This is a genomic window from Myceligenerans halotolerans (assembly GCF_054782975.1).
The window spans coordinates 1-18342 of record NZ_BAAGRL010000023.1 but is presented as its reverse complement, the minus strand read 5'-3'; the positions used below and the strand labels follow the sequence as shown (position 1 = coordinate 18342).

22 protein-coding genes and 1 pseudogene are annotated in these 18342 nt (G+C 68.7%); 8 read left to right on the top strand and 15 right to left on the bottom strand.

All coding sequences use genetic code 11. From position 1 onward, the window contains the following. Positions 1-88: 88 nt before the first annotated feature. Positions 89-928: an ABC transporter permease gene (locus ACYVK5_RS15455; protein ID WP_460706526.1), complete on the bottom strand. Its 840-nt coding sequence runs from the start codon at positions 926-928 to the stop codon at positions 89-91. Continuing rightward, entirely contained in the window at positions 925-1887 is a 963-nt protein-coding gene (locus tag ACYVK5_RS15450; protein ID WP_460706523.1) for an ATP-binding cassette domain-containing protein, read from the bottom strand. The genes ACYVK5_RS15455 and ACYVK5_RS15450 overlap by 4 nt, the downstream gene beginning before the upstream one ends. A gap of 81 nt (positions 1888-1968) precedes the next feature. On the opposite strand from ACYVK5_RS15450, the gene ACYVK5_RS15445 reads away from it, so the two are divergent. Then, entirely contained in the window at positions 1969-2592 is a 624-nt protein-coding gene (locus ACYVK5_RS15445) for a TetR/AcrR family transcriptional regulator (RefSeq protein ID WP_460706521.1), read from the top strand. Positions 2593-2659: 67 nt separating this feature from the next. On the opposite strand, the gene ACYVK5_RS15440 is transcribed toward ACYVK5_RS15445, so the two are convergent. The 4 genes from ACYVK5_RS15440 to ACYVK5_RS15425 form a co-directional block, all read right to left on the bottom strand. Next, complete coding sequence (locus ACYVK5_RS15440; protein WP_460706519.1) at positions 2660-3643, bottom strand: epimerase; 984 nt, start codon at positions 3641-3643, stop codon at positions 2660-2662. A gap of 39 nt (positions 3644-3682) precedes the next feature. Then, the gene (locus ACYVK5_RS15435) at positions 3683-4912 is read right to left on the bottom strand and encodes an amidohydrolase (RefSeq protein ID WP_460706857.1); all 1230 of its coding nucleotides are present in this window, start codon (positions 4910-4912) and stop codon (positions 3683-3685) included. A 153-nt stretch (positions 4913-5065) separates the two neighbouring features. Continuing rightward, complete coding sequence (locus tag ACYVK5_RS15430) at positions 5066-5392, bottom strand: hypothetical protein (protein ID WP_460706517.1); 327 nt, start codon at positions 5390-5392, stop codon at positions 5066-5068. 12 nt (positions 5393-5404) lie between these two features. Beyond that, complete coding sequence (locus ACYVK5_RS15425; RefSeq protein ID WP_460706515.1) at positions 5405-6133, bottom strand: hypothetical protein; 729 nt, start codon at positions 6131-6133, stop codon at positions 5405-5407. Positions 6134-6145: 12 nt separating this feature from the next. On the opposite strand from ACYVK5_RS15425, the gene ACYVK5_RS15420 reads away from it, so the two are divergent. Continuing rightward, positions 6146-6724 carry a hypothetical protein gene (locus tag ACYVK5_RS15420; RefSeq protein ID WP_460706513.1) on the top strand — a complete coding sequence of 193 codons (579 nt, stop codon included), beginning with the start codon at positions 6146-6148 and terminating at the stop codon, positions 6722-6724. A gap of 166 nt (positions 6725-6890) precedes the next feature. Here the strand turns inward: ACYVK5_RS15420 and ACYVK5_RS15415 are convergent, their stop codons facing one another. Next, the gene (locus ACYVK5_RS15415) at positions 6891-7403 is read right to left on the bottom strand and encodes a winged helix-turn-helix transcriptional regulator (RefSeq protein ID WP_460706511.1); all 513 of its coding nucleotides are present in this window, start codon (positions 7401-7403) and stop codon (positions 6891-6893) included. 18 nt (positions 7404-7421) lie between these two features. Between ACYVK5_RS15415 and ACYVK5_RS15410 the strand changes: the two genes are divergently transcribed. Continuing rightward, the gene (locus tag ACYVK5_RS15410; RefSeq protein ID WP_460706509.1) at positions 7422-7937 is read left to right on the top strand and encodes an SRPBCC domain-containing protein; all 516 of its coding nucleotides are present in this window, start codon (positions 7422-7424) and stop codon (positions 7935-7937) included. A 118-nt stretch (positions 7938-8055) separates the two neighbouring features. On the opposite strand, the gene ACYVK5_RS15405 is transcribed toward ACYVK5_RS15410, so the two are convergent. Continuing rightward, positions 8056-8235 carry a hypothetical protein gene (locus ACYVK5_RS15405; RefSeq protein WP_460706508.1) on the bottom strand — a complete coding sequence of 60 codons (180 nt, stop codon included), beginning with the start codon at positions 8233-8235 and terminating at the stop codon, positions 8056-8058. 136 nt (positions 8236-8371) lie between these two features. Between ACYVK5_RS15405 and ACYVK5_RS15400 the strand changes: the two genes are divergently transcribed. Continuing rightward, positions 8372-9982: a HEAT repeat domain-containing protein gene (locus ACYVK5_RS15400; protein WP_460706506.1), complete on the top strand. Its 1611-nt coding sequence runs from the start codon at positions 8372-8374 to the stop codon at positions 9980-9982. 395 nt (positions 9983-10377) lie between these two features. On the opposite strand, the gene ACYVK5_RS15395 is transcribed toward ACYVK5_RS15400, so the two are convergent. Next, positions 10378-10515 carry a hypothetical protein gene (locus ACYVK5_RS15395; protein WP_460706504.1) on the bottom strand — a complete coding sequence of 46 codons (138 nt, stop codon included), beginning with the start codon at positions 10513-10515 and terminating at the stop codon, positions 10378-10380. Positions 10516-10777: 262 nt separating this feature from the next. Between ACYVK5_RS15395 and ACYVK5_RS15390 the strand changes: the two genes are divergently transcribed. The 4 genes from ACYVK5_RS15390 (at position 10778) to ACYVK5_RS15375 (ending at position 13679) form a co-directional block, all read left to right on the top strand. Then, entirely contained in the window at positions 10778-11047 is a 270-nt protein-coding gene (locus tag ACYVK5_RS15390; protein ID WP_460706502.1) for a hypothetical protein, read from the top strand. A gap of 656 nt (positions 11048-11703) precedes the next feature. Further along, on the top strand, positions 11704-12450 hold the full coding sequence (locus ACYVK5_RS15385) for a hypothetical protein (protein ID WP_460706500.1): 747 nt from the start codon (positions 11704-11706) through the stop codon (positions 12448-12450). 30 nt (positions 12451-12480) lie between these two features. After that, entirely contained in the window at positions 12481-13371 is an 891-nt protein-coding gene (locus tag ACYVK5_RS15380; RefSeq protein ID WP_460706498.1) for a hypothetical protein, read from the top strand. After that, positions 13368-13679, top strand: a complete 312-nt coding sequence (locus ACYVK5_RS15375) for a methyltransferase domain-containing protein (RefSeq protein WP_460706496.1) — start codon at positions 13368-13370, stop codon at positions 13677-13679. Before ACYVK5_RS15380 ends, ACYVK5_RS15375 begins: the two co-directional genes overlap by 4 nt. A gap of 213 nt (positions 13680-13892) precedes the next feature. Here ACYVK5_RS15375 and ACYVK5_RS15370 read toward each other — a convergent pair whose 3' ends face one another. The 6 genes and pseudogenes from ACYVK5_RS15370 to ACYVK5_RS15345 form a co-directional block, all read right to left on the bottom strand. Beyond that, positions 13893-14261, bottom strand: coding sequence for a hypothetical protein (locus ACYVK5_RS15370; RefSeq protein WP_460706494.1), 369 nt, complete (start codon positions 14259-14261; stop codon positions 13893-13895). Between the two features lie 226 nt (positions 14262-14487). Next, positions 14488-15390, bottom strand: coding sequence for a phosphotransferase (locus ACYVK5_RS15365; RefSeq protein ID WP_460706492.1), 903 nt, complete (start codon positions 15388-15390; stop codon positions 14488-14490). Between the two features lies 1 nt (position 15391). Then, positions 15392-16282, bottom strand: coding sequence for a hypothetical protein (locus ACYVK5_RS15360; RefSeq protein ID WP_460706863.1), 891 nt, complete (start codon positions 16280-16282; stop codon positions 15392-15394). 237 nt (positions 16283-16519) lie between these two features. Next, a pseudogene (locus ACYVK5_RS15355) lies at positions 16520-16693 on the bottom strand (helix-turn-helix transcriptional regulator); the annotation flags it as partial. 121 nt (positions 16694-16814) lie between these two features. Beyond that, entirely contained in the window at positions 16815-17366 is a 552-nt protein-coding gene (locus tag ACYVK5_RS15350; RefSeq protein ID WP_460706490.1) for a hypothetical protein, read from the bottom strand. Then, positions 17317-18072 carry a hypothetical protein gene (locus ACYVK5_RS15345; RefSeq protein WP_460706488.1) on the bottom strand — a complete coding sequence of 252 codons (756 nt, stop codon included), beginning with the start codon at positions 18070-18072 and terminating at the stop codon, positions 17317-17319. The genes ACYVK5_RS15350 and ACYVK5_RS15345 overlap by 50 nt, the downstream gene beginning before the upstream one ends. Positions 18073-18342 lie beyond the last annotated feature (270 nt).

Genomic DNA, 18342 nt, shown 5'->3' with positions numbered 1-18342 from the left:
CGGCAGCAGGAAAGCAGCGCTACCGCCTGGCGGCCGGGCTCCGTGAAACACGGGGTCCGGCCGCTTTCCGCACCCTGCATCGGTCAGGTCACCGGGTGGTGCGGCGGTACGCGTGTACCGCGAGCGGAGCGAACACGGCGAGGATGCCGACGGTCCACGCGAGCGCGAGCAGTGTCTCGCCGAGGACGGCGTGGCCGGCCGGAAGTGCCCCGTGGCCGAGGGTCAGCCCACGCATGGCGTTGGCGACGACGGTGATGGGCTGGTGCTCGGCGAAGACCTGGAGCCAGCCCGGCATGGTCTGGGTGGGCAGAAAGACGGAGCTGATCAGAGTCATCGGGAAGACGACCAGGTAGACGGCGGCCTGGATGGCTTCGGAGTTCGTGATGGTCAGGCCGATGTAGGCCATCAGCCAGGAGCACGCGTAGCCGAACGCGAGGGCGACGCCGACGGCGGCGAGCATGCCGCCCACGCCGTTCTGCCAGCGGAAGCCCAGCAGGATGCCGACCGCGAGCTGCAGACCGAGGATGAACGTGCTGCGCACCAGGTCCGCCAGGGTTCGTCCGACCAGCACGGCTGAGCGGGCCATGGGCAGGGACCGGAACCGATCCAGGACCCCCCTGGTGTTGTCGTTGTTGAGGCCGTACGCGGTCGGTGCGGAGCCGAAGACGGCGGACTGGGCCAGGATGCCGGGGATGAGCCAGTAGACGTACTCCCCCTGGGCCGCCGGGGGCAGGGCGGCCTCGATCGCGCCGCCGAAGACGTACAGGAACATGAGCATGAACACGACCGGCTGGATCGTGGACAGAACCAGCACGTCCGGCAGCCGGATGTTGGCCAGTAGGTTCCGGCGGGCGATCACACCGGTCTGGGTCAGGGCCCGGCCGAGGCGGCGGACCGGGACGGCTGGTGGTGCGGCCGTGGTGGTCATGCTGCCCTCCCGGCAGGTTCGCGGTCCGTGGCGGCTCCCCGGGTCAGGGCGAGGAACACGTCGTCGAGGGTGGGCCGGTGCAGGGCGACGTCGGTGGGGGTGATGCCGGCCCGGTCGAGCAGCCGCAGTACGTGCCCGAGGGTCACCGAGCCGTCCGGAGCGGGCAGCACGATCCGCTCCCGGTCGAGGGCGGCCCGTGCGGCCAGCGGCCGCAGGGCGGCAAGAGTCGCTTCCCGCTGTCCGGTCGCAGCCTCCAGCTCGACGACGGCGCCGCCGGTGCGGTCCTTGAGTTCCGTCGCGGTGCCCTCGGTGAGGAGGCGGCCGTGGTCGACGACGGCGATGCGGTCGGCGAGCTGGTCGGCCTCGTCCAGGTACTGGGTGGTCAGCAGGACGGTGGTGCCCTCGGTGGCGAGGTCACGGACGAGCCGCCAGAGGTCCTGCCGACTCGCTGGGTCGACGCCGGTGGTGGGCTCGTCGAGGAACAGGACCTGCGGCCGGCCGATCAGGGAGGCGGCCAGGTCGATGCGCCGGCGCATACCGCCCGAGTAGGTCTTGACCTGGCGGTCCGCCGCGTCGTCGAGACAGATGCGGCTCAGCACCTCCTCGGTGCGAGTGGATGCCTCGCGGCGGGACAGGCCGTACAGCCGGCCGACCATGGTGATGTTCTCCCGGCCGGTCAGGTGGTCCTCGACGGCGGCGAACTGCCCGGCCAGGCCGATGCGCTCGCGAACCTGCGCGGGGTTCCGGGCGACGTCGTACCCGGCAACGCGGGCCGCACCGGAGCCCGCCCGCAGCAGGGTCGCGAGGATGCGGATGAGGGTGGTCTTGCCTGCGCCGTTGGGGCCGAGCAGCCCGTAGATGCTGCCTCTCGGGATCGCAAGGCTCAGCCCGTCGAGGGCGCGGGTGCCGTCGCGGAACTGCTTGGTCACCTCGTCCACGGTGACGATCGGGTCGTCCATCGGGCTCTCCTCAGGCCATGTCTACTTGAGAGTAAACATAACCGCAAGTAAACTCTGGAGTCAACAAGTTGGAGGATGATCATGGGCGAAGCGATCGCAGGGCCCGCGCGGCGGCTGCCGAGGGCCCAGCGGCGGGAGCAGATCCTCGGGGCCGCGACGAGGGCGTTCGCGCAGAACGGGTTCTCGGCCACCGGACTGGACGACATCGCCGCCGAGGCCGGCGTCACCCGCGTGATCCTGTACCGGCACTTCGACTCCAAGACCGACCTGTATCAGGCGGCTCTTGACCGGTTCCGCAGCGTGCTGTCCAACCACGTGGCCGAGCAGGTGGGCGGATTCACCGACGCCAGCATCGACGGCCTGCTCAAGGCCGCGACCGCCGAGCCGGCCGGGTTCCGGCTGCTGTTCGTCCACGCCGCCCGCGAGCCCGAGTTCAAGGCGTTCGCAGAGCAGTTCCGGACCGACATGACCGATGCCGCGCACGTGCAGATCTCCGAGATCGTCGGCGATCAGGCCTGGGCCCGGTGGGCGGCGCAGATGGCCCCGAGCGTGGCGATCGAGGCGATCATCGCCTGGTTGGACGCCGGGCGGCCTGATCCGGAACTGGCCGCCGACCGGGTGCGGCAGGCCATCGCCGGGGTGATCGGCGCGGCGGCGGGACGACCGTCGGCGGCGGCATCGGCTCATGACGCGGCACGGGGCTGACATGACTATGACGCAAAATCACCCGACAGGCTGCTTGTCGGGCACATGAAGAAGTGTGAGAGATGCCTCACTCGGGTCGGCGGAGCACCGCGTCGTCGATCGCGGGCGGCAGGTCCGGCCGGCGGAACGTGTAGCCGGCGCTGGTGAGCCGCTCGGGCAGGACCCACCGGCTCTTGAGGACGAGTTCGGCCTCGTTGCGCAGCACCCAGAGAGCCGGTTCCAGCAGCCAGCGCGGAGCCGGCAGCCCGATCGGCATCCGCACGGCTCGGCGCAGTTCGGCCATGAGAGCCCGGTTGTCGCTCGGGTTCGGCGACGCGAGGTTCACGGGCCCCGAGAGCGATTCGGTCTCGTCGATGAACCGGACCGCGCCGAGGACGTCGTCGAGGTGGATCCAGGAGAACTTCTGCCGTCCTCTGGATCGGTGCACCGGCACGGGGCCGCCGGTCGGCTCGGTCCCGATGCCGCGGTAGCGCCGATGCTGGAACCACCAGCCATCCAGCTGGGGCCCGCCGATCCCGAGCCGGGCAATCCTTGCCAGCATGCCGGACGCCGGTCCACCGAGCACGATCGCCATCCGCAGAGCGACACGGCGCGTGCCGGGAAGCTCACCGGCGAACAGCTCCCGCTCCCAGCTGCGGGCCACGTCCACGGAGAATCCTGAGCCGAGCTCGCCGTCGGACTCGGTCTGGGGCCGGTCGATCGCGTACCGGTAGATGGTGGCCGTGCTGGCGTTGAGCCACAAGCGCGGAGGAGCTGAGGCTGCGGCAACCGCCTCGTGCAACGCCCGCGTCGTGTCGATGCGGGATCGCAGGATCTCGTCGCGGTTCGCATCGGTGTACCGGCAGCCGACGCTCTTGCCCGCGAGGTTGATCAGCAGGTCGGCGCCGTCGACCACCCGGGCGAGCCCGGACCCGCCGTCGGCCCACCGGACGTCGGGTCCGCTACGGCCCACCCGGACGACGTCGTACCCCCGCCTCCCGAGGTCCTGGACCAGAGCCCGCCCGATGAACCCGTTCCAGCCCGCAACGACCGCTCGCCTGTTCCCCGTCATGGTCGACGAGCATATGACCCGTCGACGGTCCGAGAATCGTCAGGCCGCGGCCGGTCCCATCAGTCGGTCTAATGCCGCGACGACGAGCGCGGTCACGCCGGTCTCCAGGGTCGGGTGCGGCACCGGGGCGAACCGTGGGGAGTGGTTGGACGGGATGTCCCGGTCAGTGGTGCCCGCGCGCTCGGCGGCCAGGAACTCCGCGGGGTCCCAGCCGCCGAGCAGCCAGTACACCAGCGGCACCCCGGCCGCCGTGGCCAGGATGCTGACGTCCTCGCTGCCCGACACCTGACCGGGATCGATGACCCGATCGGCGCCGAAGTGGGCGGCCAGGACCGCCCGCGTGCGCTCGGTCTCGGCCGGATCGTTCACCACCGGTGGGAACGACTCGCCGGGGGTGATCGACGGCGGCCGGGGCGCGCCCGCGGCATCGGCCTCGCCCCGCACGATCCGTTCGACGGCCGCCAGGACCCGCGCCCGCACCGCCGCGTCGAAGGAGCGGACGTTGACGCCGAGCACCGCCTCGTCGGGAATGATGTTGTCCTTGGTGCCCGCCTGCAGCTTGCCCACCGTGACGACTGCGGCGTCGCCGGCCGCCACCTCACGGGACACGATCGTCTGCAGGCGCATCACGGTCGAGGCCGCCGTCACGACCGGGTCGACCGTGGCCTCCGGTCGTGAGCCGTGACCGCCGCGGCCCACCAGCCGGATGTTGAGTATGTCCGTGCCCGCGAAGGCCGGGCCGGCATGGATCCCGAGCAGGCCCGCCGCGACGGGCGCCACGTGCTGCCCCAGCACGATGTCGGGGCGGGGCACGAGGTCGTACAGGCCGCCGTCGACCATGGCGCGGGCACCCGTGCCGAGTTCTTCCGCGGGTTGGAAGACGACGACCACCGTGCCCGACCATGCGGACCGGCCGCGGGCCAACAGGTCGGCCGCGCCGAGCAGGGCGGTGACGTGCACGTCGTGCCCGCACGCGTGCATGACCCCCGACTCCGCGCCGTCCGGGGTGGTGGCGCGGACGGTACTGGCGTACGGCAGGCCGGTGTCCTCGGTGACGGGCAGGGCGTCCATGTCGGCGCGCAGCAGCACGCACGGACCGTCGCCGTTGCTGAGCACCCCCGCGACGCCGGTTCCGCCGATGCCGGTGTGCACCCCGTATCCGGCCGCAGCGAGACGCTCGGCGACCAGGGCGGCCGTCCGGGTCTCCTGGTAGGACAGTTCGGGGTGCTCGTGGAGGTCGACGTAGGTCTCGCGCAGGCCGGGCAGCATCCCCGCCAGCGAGGCCAGGACCGCATCGACGTCCGGCGTCGTGCCGGGCACCGCGGAGGGAGTCGTCATGACCTCACGATGCCATCGCCGCGCATCGTCCGCCCGGGAGCGTGTCGCGGGGGCGGTCGGCGCGACATCTCTCGGCAGATCAGCTCAGCCGGCTTGACACGTGCCACGAGGCTCAACGACGGCACGGGCGAGGCGGACGGCGTCGGGCAGGGCGGCGAGCTCGGCCTGGCCCATGTTCGGGTCACGCCGTCGCAGGGCGACGGCCTCGTCGAGCCGGTCGGTGTACGACGGAGGGACGGCGCCGGCGAACGTGGCGAGGTACGCCCTCACGAGCCCGCCAAGCCCGCCGAGCCGGGCGGGCCCGACCGATGACTCGGCGGCAGCCGACCGGCCGTCCCGGTACCGGCGGAGTACGAGGCCGTCGTCGAACGCGAAGACGTCCGCGTCGCGACCGCCGGCCAGGAGTTCCATGCGGGGACGCTATCAGCGGCTCGTGGCCTGCTCGACGTGCCGGCCGGCGACGAGCACGGAGTGGAGCGTCCCGAGTTCTTCGTCAAGTCGTTCGAGGCGGGCGTTCGTCGCACTGCCGGACCGGAGGAACTCGTCCCGCAGTGCGGAGAACCACCGATGGAAGTCGTCGTCGTAGCGTGTCGCGAACTCGGCGAACCCGATCGGGGTGTGCGAGGCGGCGTGGAGCATGAGTTCGCCGATCGCCCGCTGCTCCTCACGCCAGACCATCAGCTCGCCGTACCGGTCCGCCGCGAGGGTCTCGGAGACCTCGCGCACCGCAACGGCGAGCCCCTCGGTGGCCGGGTCGTGCTCGAGCGTCCAGGTGTCCACCCCGCGCCGGACCGTCTCGACGGTCGCGAAGTACTTGCCCAGGCGGTACAGCGTGCTCAGCACGGCAAGCTCGTGTCGGTGCGCGCCTTCCTGCATGGCGTACTTCTCCAGGAATCCGTTGCGGCGGATGTTCCAGATCCGGCTCTGAAGGTCTTCGACCGCCTCGATCAGCGGTTCTCGCTGCATCGCCAGCCTGGTCTCCAGGTTCTCTCGCCTCGATTCGAGGCGATCCGCCCGTTTGAACTCCGCCTCCAGGGCGGCAAGCTCGCGGGCGCTCTGGGCTCGCCGGGACTCGGTCCTGTTCGCGTTGAGGAGACTGACACCTGCGACCGCAGCCGAGATCAACGAGACGACGATGGCTGTCCATTCCATGGGGGAAGGCTAGTGCTGATGCTGATCAGGGCGGTGGGCTTGGGGTGTTCCCCATCCGGCGAGGTGGTCCGCAACCGGACCGGCGGTGAGCAGGCCGGAGGCCGCAGCGGCCTCGCCTGCCGCGGGCAGCAGGGCGTCGTGGGCGGTCCGCATGGAGGCCGTAGCGATGGCGCACGCCGGCTTCGAGCAGGTCCCCCCTTCCTCGACGGCAACGGTCGCACTGGACGACTCCTCGCCAATCTCGTCCTGGTCCGCCTCGGGTATGCGCCCGCGATCATCCAGAAGCGCGAACGCATGCGCTATCTGAAGGCGCTCCGCCGCGCAGACAAGGGCGCGATCGGCCCCCTGGCGGAGATCATTGCCCGCGCCGTGCTCGACAACCTCTACCGGTTCATCCTTCCGGCCGTTGCTGACCCGTCCCATGTCGTCCCGCTCGCCGCCCTCGAGACACCCGATGTCAGCAGGATCGCTCTCGTCAACGCCGCCCGGCGTGGCCGGCTCCGCGCCCAACATGACGACAACGGGCAATGGCGAAGCACCCGGGAATGGGTGAACGAGTATCTCGGGAGCCGGGGGCGACGACGACACTGAGCCGTACCGCGGCCTTCGGAGCGAGGGGCACACTGGCCAGGCGCGACACGAGAAGTTGCTGTGCTTCATTTAGAACGAACCCATCGCAGCAACAGCGACGCTCATACCCCGAGACAGCCGAACCCACCGGATTCCGGCGGCTCCGGACTCCGGCGTCGTCATGCACTCATTCTCGTGTGTCGAACTGATTCCGGTTGTGCGTGATCCGGCCCTGATGTTGCTGGACCCATCCGACGAGGTTGTTCACGGCCGCCGAGAGAGACCTGCCGAGGTCGGTCAGTTCATACTCGACCCGGGGCGGAACCTCGGGGTGAGGGGTACGACTCACGAGCCCGTCGCGCGTCAAGGCGCGGAGGGTCTGGCCGAGCATGCGCTGCGAGATGCCGGACACGCTCCGGTGCAACTCCGTGAAGCGCAGTGGCCCGTCCGCCAGTGCGGCGACGACGAGCATCGTCCATTTGTCTCCGACGCGGGCAAGCACCTCGCGAGCGACGACGATGGTCTCCACGCAGTCGGGCGCGACACCCCGCGCGGCGAGCTCGGATCGGAATTCGCTGTCCACGTCTCTTCCCTCGCCGTGCGTTGCTGACTTCAAAGTGCGTATGCCAGGACGGGATCGCCCGACGTCCGCATCACGTTCGTACCGATAGTAGGCATCGGCGACGACCGCGCCGGCCATCGGCAGGAAGAGAGCGACGTGACCACACAGAATCCGCCCGCCGGCTCGGACCCGCGGCTCGAGCACACCGCAATCGGCGTCCGGCACGACACGTTCACCATCACGCGCCACCTCGACGCCCCGCCTCCGTCCGTGTTCGCGGCGTTCGCAGACGAACAGACCCGGCGGAGCTGGTTCCGCCTGCCCGGCTCGGACGCGATCTACCAGCACGACTTCCGTGTCGGTGGCGGCGAGGACGCGGACAGCACCTTCGTCACCCTCGGCTCCGCTCCGGAGAGACTCTCCTACCGAATCCGGTACCTCGACATCGTCCAGAACCGGCGGATCGTGTTCACGCACGAGGCGACCGTCGACGACGTGCGCCGGTGGATCTCACTCGTGACCGTCCTGATCACCGACGACGCGGACGGTGCCAGCCTGCTCACCTGGACCGAGCAGGTCACCTTCCTGGCCCGTACCGGCGACGGCAGCGCCGACCTTCCCCACTTGCGCGGCGGCACGGCACTACGCCTCAACGGGCTCCCGGGCGCGTAGGGCGCGCATCGCGAGGCTCGGGAGGTGGGAGACTCCGGCGACGTCGCGGGCGACGTGGACAGCGTCGGACAGGACCTGCTCGACCTCGCTTCATGGTCCGGCACGGTCGATGCAGAGCTCACGCACCGCGTGCGAACGCGATGCTCTCCTCGACCACCGACACCACGGCGTCCACCTCGTCCGCGTCCTGAGGGCCGTAGTCATGATCGACTTGCCCTCCACGATCGAGAGCCGACACTGGCTCGGCGGAGCGGACCTCGCCGACCCGGCCCTCCTCCACTCCTGGCTGAGATCTCACGGCTTCGAGTTGACATAGAGGCTGGGCGCCCAGAAGCACCACCCTCAAGCGGCCAAGATCGAAGGACTTTTCGCGGCGGCAGCCCAAGTCCGTGTGACGAGCCTGAGTGTCGGTGACCCCTGGCATGCTCTGGGCCATGTCGCAGCAGGCGGTTTCTCCGAGTCCCGAGGTCGCGTCCGTCCTGGCCGACGTCGACGCGTTCGACTGGACCACCGTGTCCCACGCGTATGGCGCCGCGACCGATGTGCCCAGCATGCTGAGGGCTCTGGCCGAAGGCCCGGAAGCCGATCCCGAGTCGGACTCGGACAGCATGAGCGACCTGTGGGGGTCACTCGTGCATCAGGGCACGGTGTACTCGGCCAGTACGGCGGCGGTTCCGTTCCTGGCGCGCCTCGCGGCGGCCGGTGCCGCGACCAAGGAGTGCTTGTGGCTGCTGGGCTGGATCGCTGCCAGCGACGACACCGCCCCGGGCGCGGAGGAGGATGTGCGGGACGCGGTGCGCGCCCATGCGGACGTCCTGAAGCCGCTCACCTCGCACGACGACGGCGAGGTCCGCAAGGCCGCCGTGCACGCTCTCGGGCAGACCAGAGCGCCTGATCTGCTTCCCGTCCTCCGGTTGGCGCGCGACGAGGATGAGGACTCGTTGGTCCGCGCCGAGGCTGTGATCGCGATGGTGCGCTGTAGCACTCCGGAGACGAGTCAAGTGATCTCCGAGGCGTACACCGACCCTGCGCACACGGTGCGACTGGCGGGCGTCTTCGCGTCGTTCGACGCCGGACTGTCATGGACCCACGAGGCCCGGGAGGCGCTGCTGTCGGTACCGGATCCGGACGCGATCGCCGGCCAGCTTCTGGATGACCGATACGAGGCACTCGCATGGGTGGTCGAGCAGTTGTGCGACTCCGGCCGCGGGAAGGCAGCCGCCGGCCTGCTCATCGAGGCCGCAGGGCGCAAGAACGCTGTCCTGAAGTCGGTACTGTACGCCGCCACCATCGCCTGCGAACGATCCCGCGCGGCGACCGAGCTGCTCCGCCCTCTCGCGGCCGAGCACGTAGGGGCCGAGGGCGCGAGGATGCTCGCTCAGACGCTCGGTCTGTCCCCCGGCCCGGACCCGCTACCCCTGCCGATCCAGCCGACCCCGGATCAGATCCTGGGCGATGCTGCCGACCTCGACATCAAGGAGATGCGCACCCGACTCGCCGTCCCTCTATCGGAGTACGCCCAGCTCACCACCCCAGTGATCGAGAAGAAGCTCGCCTTCGCAGCCGCGGTGTGGGAACGGACCGGCGACCCAGCACCCGTGGTGGCAACCGTGACCGAAGTGGCCGACCGACTCGCCGGCCGCGAAGGCTTCCTGTGGGGATACCAACGGGCGAACGCCGCACGCACGGCCGCGCGACTCGGCACCGAAGCGGCCACCCTGGAGTCAGTTCTGCGCGGCTTTCTAGACGACCCGATCGCGCTGGCAGCCGCCGCGACCGCCCTGGTCTGCGGCGGCTGTGACCTCGACGTCGACCACGTCTCCGACCGGCTCGCCGAACAGGCCGGCCAATACCGTGACGACGACACCGTCACCGCCCTGGCCACACTGGCGCCGCTGATGTCTCCAGCCGCCACTCGTCGATGGCACGCCGTCATCGAACGCGACACCCGGTTCGTCAGCGGCGGACAACTCGGCACCTTCGTCGCCGCCGACGAGCAATTCCGCGACGCCCTCCGCGCGGCTCTGACAGACGCAAGCACATGACGCTTCCGAGCACGTCCGCGCCAACGGGCTGACCGACTTCTCTACACCCGTACCTGGCCACCGACACAACCCGCGGGCCCAGGAAGAGGTCGAACGGGCAGCCCAGACCGCCAAGTCCGACGGACCGGGCGCCTCGCCGCATGAGTTCACCCCCACAGGCCGCGCTTACGGCGCTTGCTGCTCCCCCACAATCCCTTGCCCAGGTTCTTGCTACGACCCTTCGTCGTACTTCCCCACAAGCCTCGCTTCCAGCTCTTCGCGCGGGACTTCCTACCCCACAGACCAGCCATCGGCGACCTCCTCACGTACGAACAGGCCTCAAGGCTACGTATGGCACCCCGCCACGTAAATCACACTCCACCCGGTTGACATCCCGGAGGTTGATGCGCCCTGCGCTACATCCCCGAGACAGCGTCCTGCAACGTGCCAAGAACCTCGGTGACCGAACCAAGTGGTGCAGGCCGATAGTCACGCGGAATCTCCTCCACCGTGATCCCGGGTGGCACGTTGAACAGACTGATGTCCCAGCTCATCGAGGCAGCTCTTCTACTCGGTCCGTCGCAACGGCACGCACCATATCGCAGCCGGCATCCCGTGGAACTCCGCCTCTGGGTGGACGGCGGACGTGGTTACCACCCAGAAGGTGCAAGACCGGGGCCGGCTGACGTTTGGAGTGGAGTTGGGCGGCGCGAGGCCGGCTGGAAGAGACAACGAGTCTTCGACGATCGCCGAGGGCGCTCCCCGTCTCCGACGAGGTGCTCGTAGAGACCACGTCCTCCCTGGCAGAATTCCCGCATGGTGACGAGCAGCGCGAGCCGAAGAACGGAACGAAGCCCGCGAGCAGTTGAAGTCTTCGGCGGCCAGGCCGGTGCGGCGCTCGACGCGTTAGCGCTACTCGACTACGCCTGGCACGACTGCTACAGAGAGTCCTCTCCACCGGAAAGGGTCATCGAGGACATCTGGGTGGCAGCGGACGGCGACCTCGCACAGTTCATCTCCGCCGCCCACCTGGCCGTGGTCGACTTCCGAGACCTCCGAATGGCGGCTGACGCACTGCGCAGTTAGTGCCGTCCGATGCACGTGTGCTGGTGACTGCGTCATTGGGTTCTTCGACGAGAAGGACGGGCTCACCCACGTCGCCCGTCAGCACACGGAAGCGAGCCGGGTCAGCAGCTATCTGCTGCTCCAGGACCGCGGAGCGGTGCTGGGCGGCGCGCACGGATTCGGTCGTGCACGCGGTCCGGGATCGTGTCCGACGACGGCGCACCGGGCGCGGACAGAGCGAGCGGAACAGTGTTGGTGGGAAGTGTCATGGTGGGTTCTCCTCGGTGGCCTCACGCCTGCCACCGCCGACGAACCGTCCAGACACACGAACGTCCCGGCTGCGACAGGCAGCTCGGGACGTTGCGAAGGGCGCGTCAGATCACGGCTGCGAACGCAGCCGCCACCAGAAACGCCGGCAGTTCATGGCCATGAGCATAGCCCGAGGATTCCGAGCGCCGCCGCGCTGAGTACTACGTGTACGTCGTCCAGACAGCAAGGACGCCGGTGCGGAAGTGCAGGTTGCGTCCCGTGCGACGAACGTGCGACGCGGATGCCGCACGCATGCGCTGTTCCACGACCGGGAAGCGCGATGTGATTGCAAGGCACAAAACGCCCAGACCGACCGGCCGGCGGTCCAGGCTGCGTCCGTTCCCCTCTATCGCAAGGGAGTACACGCAATGACTGTCGCTACCCCGGCGCTGATCAGCGTCGACCTGCCCGAGGCGTTCGACCCCCGCTGGTCACGCCTGCCCGGCATCACCGTCGAGGGCACCACCATCACTCTCGACCCCGCGCAGTACTTCTTCCGGTTCGACGAGGCATCCTGGCTCATCGCGGACTGGGACCTCGTGCGCGAGCAGCTGCTGCCAGTGAACGAGTCCGCCGAGCAGGCACTGGAGCAGACCGCGCTGCGGTTCATCCAGTCCCACGCTCGGACCACGACCGACGCCGCCGAAGTCCTGCGCACGGCGTGGCACGTGTACTCCTACGTGTTCCGCGACGAGCTGCTGCCCGTGGCCGGCCTGGAGGAGATCAGCCCGGACGAGCTGCGCATGCTGCGCCAGGCCGCCACCCTCATGGCCCTCAACAAGGTCAAGCCCGACGGCTCAATCGTGAACGTAGGCCCCTGCTGGTTCTTCCCGGCCGCGACCCAGGTCGTGTTCGACATCGACGAAGCCAAGGGCAACATGATCGACGAGGTGTACCACTCGACGTGGTTCAACGAATCACGCAGGGTGGAGTCGGTCAAGGCGCACGCCGCTCTCGGCGGGCGACTGGTCCACGGCTGCCAGTCCGCACCCAACCAGTCCGGCGGCGCGCTCGTGCCCTACGGCGCCTCAATCGACCGGTTCCGCCAGGACCTGGCCGGGTTCCGCGACAACTGGCTGCAGGCCGTCTACGCCTGCCGCGTCGCCACCGACTGACCGACCACACCTGACGAACGGAGCACGAGCTTGAACACCACGGACGTGACCGCCACGCTGCCCTCCCTCATCGCGGAGGCAGACCTGCCGGACCAGTATCGCCGTCAGCCCATCCGGGTGTGGGCACGGTCCGGCGTCGAACGCCTCATGTTCGACGGCGGCGCGTCCGTGGTGCTCAAGTACGCCGAAACCCCGTTCGACAACGAAGACCGCATCCTGACCGCCGTGGGGGCAGACCTGCCCGTCCCCACGGTCCACGCCTCCACCCACGTCGGCGACCTGCTGGTCATGCTCATCGAGGACCTCGGCGACGCCAGACGACAGGCCGACATCGGCGATGGCGCACGCGCCGCCGTCCGGATCCACGCCGTCACCAGCCTGCCCGGCGTCGCCACACTCGGGCAGGAGGAACTCTCAGCCCTCCCGTCGAGCGCATCGGAGATCCTCGCTCGATACGACTCGCCCGACGACGCCGTCGCGGCAGCAAGCGCACTGACGGCCGCAGCAGAGCCCCGGGCCAAGGACGCGGACCTCGCACCGTTCGGCCTGGTCCACTCCGAGTTCCACCACACCTCCCTGCACGTGACCGACCACGGTGTGCGAATCCTGGACCTGGCGCGAGCGTTCATCGGTCCCGGGCTGCTCGACCTCGCTTCATGGTCCGGCACGGTCGACTCCCCCGACGTCGAGGGCTTGTGGGACCTCATCGATATCTACCGGACTGAAGGCGGCGCTCCTGAGGCCGCTGCCGACCGCGGCGGTATCGATGCCGCCTCGTGGGCCCTGGGATGGCATCGCGTCTGGGTCGCCGAATGGTTCGCCCGCCAACTCGACCTCGGCTGGGCCGAGGAAGCCGAAAACGCCTGGCTGAGCGCGATCACGAAGCACCTGCTCGAAGCCGCGACCCTGCTCAAGGCATGAGCCCACCGGAGCGGTTCGAACTCACACGCGTGCCCGGCGTCGGCCCGGACGCAAGCCTCCTCGGTGACCTGGCAGGCGCCATCGTCATCGAGATCGGCTGCGGCAGCGGACACAACCTCGCCCACCTCGTCACCCACCACGGCGCCGTCGGAATCGGAATCGACCATGACCCCGCCAGAATCCACCGCGCCCGCGCCTTCTATGGGCCCATCCCGGACCTGCAGTTCGTGCACGACGACGCCGAACATGGCCTGCGACGGTTCGCACCGGCTCCGTCGACGTCATCGTGTCGATCTTCGGCGCCCTGAGCTTCACCGACGACCTCCGCTCACTACTCCGCGCCTGCGCCCGCGCACTCTCTTCCCGTGGCCAGTTGCTGGTCACGTTCCGCGCCGATGACAGCCGGGACCAGGTAGTTCTCCTGGAGCACCGAAGATCCGGGGCTGCTCCATCTTGGCTGTCACGATGAGGCGAGCCCTCGTGGAATCCCACGGCGTGCCGACTGGCGCGCCAACCGCGGCCTACACGGCGAAGTTCGCAGGAGCAGCGTCGCCCGCGACTTCGAGCGCCGTCGGACCAGGATCGGTCAAGGCGGCCCAGTCGCCGAACTCGGGGTAGTCGACCCAGTAGGAGCCCTGAGCGCGGTCGGCGAATTCGATGTCCAGCTCCCGGTTGTTTCTGTCGTCGGAGAGCTCAAGAACCCCAGCCCCGCCAGGAGTGATCTCCGCCAGAGCCTCAGTGACCGACTCGTCCTGATCCCAGTGCTGAGTCGTGTTCGGGTGGATCCAGTCGTAGGTGATCCAGCGCCAGAGGCGGCCGTCGATGTACTTCCAGTCGACCATGTGCACGATGGTCATGTGCTCGTCGAAGAAGATGACCCGGGGCGCCATGTTTGACCCACACCCCATTACCCAGCGGGCACGAGGCAGCCCTTCATCGTCGAGATTGGATGCGTCGACGACGTCAAGGCCGGACGCGTCCTCGAAGCACTTCCGCGCATGCGCGGCGTCGATCCACTCGTGTCGGACGATAGGGCGGCGTGTCCAGGGATTCCACCTGGTGGTGTACCGAACGGCCTTGGTCACTGCGAACCTCCCGATCCTGCGTCGTATGCCATCACAGCGCTACCCAACGCGCCGAGCGATCGTCCGCTCGGATGGCGTCGATGCGTTGCCGGAGCACATCCAGATGCTTAGGGGAATCAGCGGCGCGACGAAGCGGGCCGGTGAGCTGGACGAGGTCACGCATGTGAAGTAGGAGCTCGAACGACTCGTTCGTCGCGAGGTCGTGGCCGTAGACGTCCTGGAACTCGCGGACCCACTGCCCGGTGCGGCCGTAGCGGATGGCGGCATGCCAGGTGGGGATCAGGTCGATCTCCCGCGGTCCGACGGCGAGGCCGTCCCAGTCACCAAGGATCGGCTGGTCTGCGTTCCACAGGAGGTTCCCGGCCCAGGCGTCCGCATGAATCACACCGCTCCCAAGCTGCCATGTTGTCTCCGCGATGCGCTGCGAAACCACGGCGACCTCGTCCCGAAGCCATGAGGCTTCGGTACCCGTGAGTCCTGGAAACTGAACTCGCCTGGCAAGTTCCCCACGCAGCGACGTCAAAGGTTCCCATGCCGGGAGAGCGATCCCCACATCCGAGACGTCATGCAGGCGGCGTACGAGCCGGGCGAGGTCAGCTGCCGCGAACAGGTGCGCGATCGCCGGCTGCGGGTAGTACTCCCAGAACGATGCGGTCAGGCCGTTGGCGAGGTGGACGGGGTGCACACCGTCCAGCGGTGCCGTCGCCGGGAATCCGTACTCGTGGATCAGGCGGCTGACGGCGGTCTGCGTCGTCCAGATCGTCGCTCCGGTATGCGCGCTGGTCGTGAAACGGACGACCGTGCCGGCGGCCGGGAGTGCGAAGACGGCGTTGCTGTAGTGGTGGACAAGGAGAGCGTCCTCGTAGGGCAGATCACGTTGCGCACAAACGGCCGCGAGCGCTGCTCGGAGTGCTGGTTCGGTGAAAGGCGTCATGTCAGTCCACCGGTGCCAGGCCACGTAGACCCTCGTCGAGGGCATCCAGTCCGCGAACCTTCCCGTAGGTGCCGAGCTGCCGTCGGACACGCCGGATCGACGTGACGCTCCTGGCGCTCGAGAGGCTGGTTGCGGTCGGCAGCAGGCCGCCCAGGACGTCGACCGCACGCTCGGGATCTCGATGCGACACCCGGTGTTCGTCGGTGAGTAGCCCGGCAATCGCCGCGCCGGCCAGCACGTGCCGCCTTTGCATGGCGGTATCGACGGCAAGGACGTCCGCCGTCAGCCGTTCGACGTCGCCGAGCCGACCAAGCGAGCACGCGACGTAGAGGAACTCCGTCTGCAGCTGGGCTGCGGTGAAGAACCGGATCCACGAAGGGTCGTTGTCCGACGGCGCCCGGTCCAGCGCGCGTTCGGCGGCGGTCCGCGCCGCGTCCGCGCTCGCCCCGTCACCACTCGTGGCGTGAGCGCGGGCCGCCAGCGCCCAGGCGCGAGCCATGACGCGGGCAGAGCCCGTTCGTTCGGCGTGCCCGGTCACGCTGTCCGTGAGAGCAATGGCTTGCCCGACAGCGCCCACGTGGACGGCCTGCATCGTCATGTCGCCCAGCACGTGCGCGATCAGCGTCGCGTCGTCCGCCATCCTGGCCAGGCGGAGCGCTTGGCCGAAGTAGCGCTGGGCCAGGTCGTGCTTCTCGGAGTCGAAGAACATGAAGCCGGCGAGGTCGCACAGGCGCCCCGCCGCGGACAGGAGTGAGCTCCTGACGCCGTCGTCTCCCCCACCGGCCAGAAGAGGGAATACGGACTGCTGTAGGTAGTGGCCGACAGTCGAGGCCGCGTGGCCGCCACCAACCTTGTGCTCGGCCCGGGTGAACGCGTCGGCCATGACTTGCATGGCCGCGATGTCGGCCGCGCTGATTTCCCCATGTCGTCTCAGGAGCGTCTCATCGCCGCCTCCGAGTACGGCGCCGATGCCGGATCTCGGTTTTGGCCCCTCAATGGCCGGCATCTCGCCGTCGACTTCGACGAGTGACCGGGCTGATCGGTCGCGACGACCGAGACCGATCGCAGTCGAGGCGGTAGGGGATCCCGTCCCGGGGTCGGTGGTAAGGAGGATGTCGAGCTGATGGAGCCCGACCTGGAGTGCTTCCGCGAGGCGGTTCCGGACCCACAGACCAGGTGTTGTCCGGCCAGCCTCCCAGCGGGAGACCGTGGTGCGTTCAACCTGCAGAAGTCCCGCCAGAGATTCCTGAGTCAGGCCCAGGAACTCACGACGCTCGACAAGCCGGTCGCGGCGCCCACCCATGCCGTGCCCCTCCCTGACGCGACGGTTGCGATCCCTCGCCACCGTACAGGCGGCCCGGCCCTGCTCCCAGGACTGCGGCGACCAGGAGAGCAAGGTGCTACACGGATGCCACAAGGACGCGCTACACGGCGAAGTTCGCGGGAGCAGCGTCGCCCGCGACTTCAAGAGCTGTCGGGCCAGGATCTGCCAAGGCGGCCCAGTCGCCGAACTCGGGATAGTCGACCCAGTAGGAGTCCTGAGCGCGGTCGGTGAACTCGATGTCCAGTTCACGCCGTGGCTGCTTATGCAGCAGTTCGATGTACCCGGTCCCGTCCGGCTCGATTCCCGACAGTGCCCTGGCAACGGACTCGTTCTGCTCCCAATGCTGAGTCGTGTTCGGATATGTCCAGTCATAGGTGAGCCAACGCCAAAGACGACCATCAATCCAGTTCCAGTCCACCATGTGCACGAGCGTCATGTGCTCGTCGAAAAACTGCGCTCGGACGCGCCGAGAAGCACCGAATCCGAGAACCCAGCGTGGGAACGGCGCGCCATCTGCATCACATTTCGACGCATCGACGATTGTCAGGCCAGCCTTCTTTTCGTAGAGCCGACGCGCCTCATCCTCCGGCGTCCAGGCGCTGTCACCCGAGGGAAGCCTCGTGATGTCGTTCCAGCTGGTGGTGTAGAACACCGAGTGAGTCATAGCGGACCTCCCGCGTCCGGATGGGGCTCGAATTCCTTGAAGCGCACGCGCCTCTTGGCAGCGTACTCGCCGACACGCTCGGGAACCGGCCTCTGCTGCGGCGGGATTCCAAGGTGAGCGACACCACTTCGTCATCGCGGATCCCGTCGACCCGGAATAGTTGCTTCCGTCCGCGGGTCTGCTCGTCGATGAGTTCGACGGAGACCTCAGTGGTGCGGAAGTGATGGGCACACGCGTGGTTGAACCAAATCCCGCGCAGAAAGTTGTACTGCTGCGGCAGATGCCCCTCCTCGGCGTACTTACGAGCGAGCCACCGCGCCTTCTTCAGCGGACCGTGGGAGCTACCCCGAGGGAAGTCGGCGAACAGCTTCCGCCAGGACTCGCGTTCGGCGGCCTTGACGCGGTCGATCTGTTCCTGGATCGCGTCGTCGAGGGCTTGAGCGGCCTGGGGCGGCGGAAGCCGGTCGGGGTGACCGGTGAGCATGTGCTCACGCAGTCCGGGTGAGGGCACGCGCACGCCGCTGGCGGTGTCGGCGACCGCGCTTTCGGCCCAGGCGCGGGCGTAGCCACCGTAGATCCGGACGCTCGACATGTTCGCCTCGAGCACACGAGCGATCGAGGCCAGGTGCTCCGCCAGATCCGCAACCCTGACCTCGGGCACCGGTAGACCTGCCTCGACCCGTTCCGCGATCACGACACGCTCCCGAGGCACCTGACTCCCCAGGATGCTCGCCGCCTTGTTGACCTGGTCCAGCTCGGCCGCGAGCGCTCCGACGTGCCGGTCGGTCTGGCCGTAGAAGTCCAGCAGGCCGGCCGCGATCTACTGCAGCCGCGACTGCGCCACCACTCACCTCCCTTCGATGACTCGTTCGTCCTGCCTTACGGCTGTGCGGCGCCTCGGTCAGACCCGGATCCGTGGGTAGCCGGGATCGGCCTGCGTGTTGACAGGGAAAAGACCCCTTCT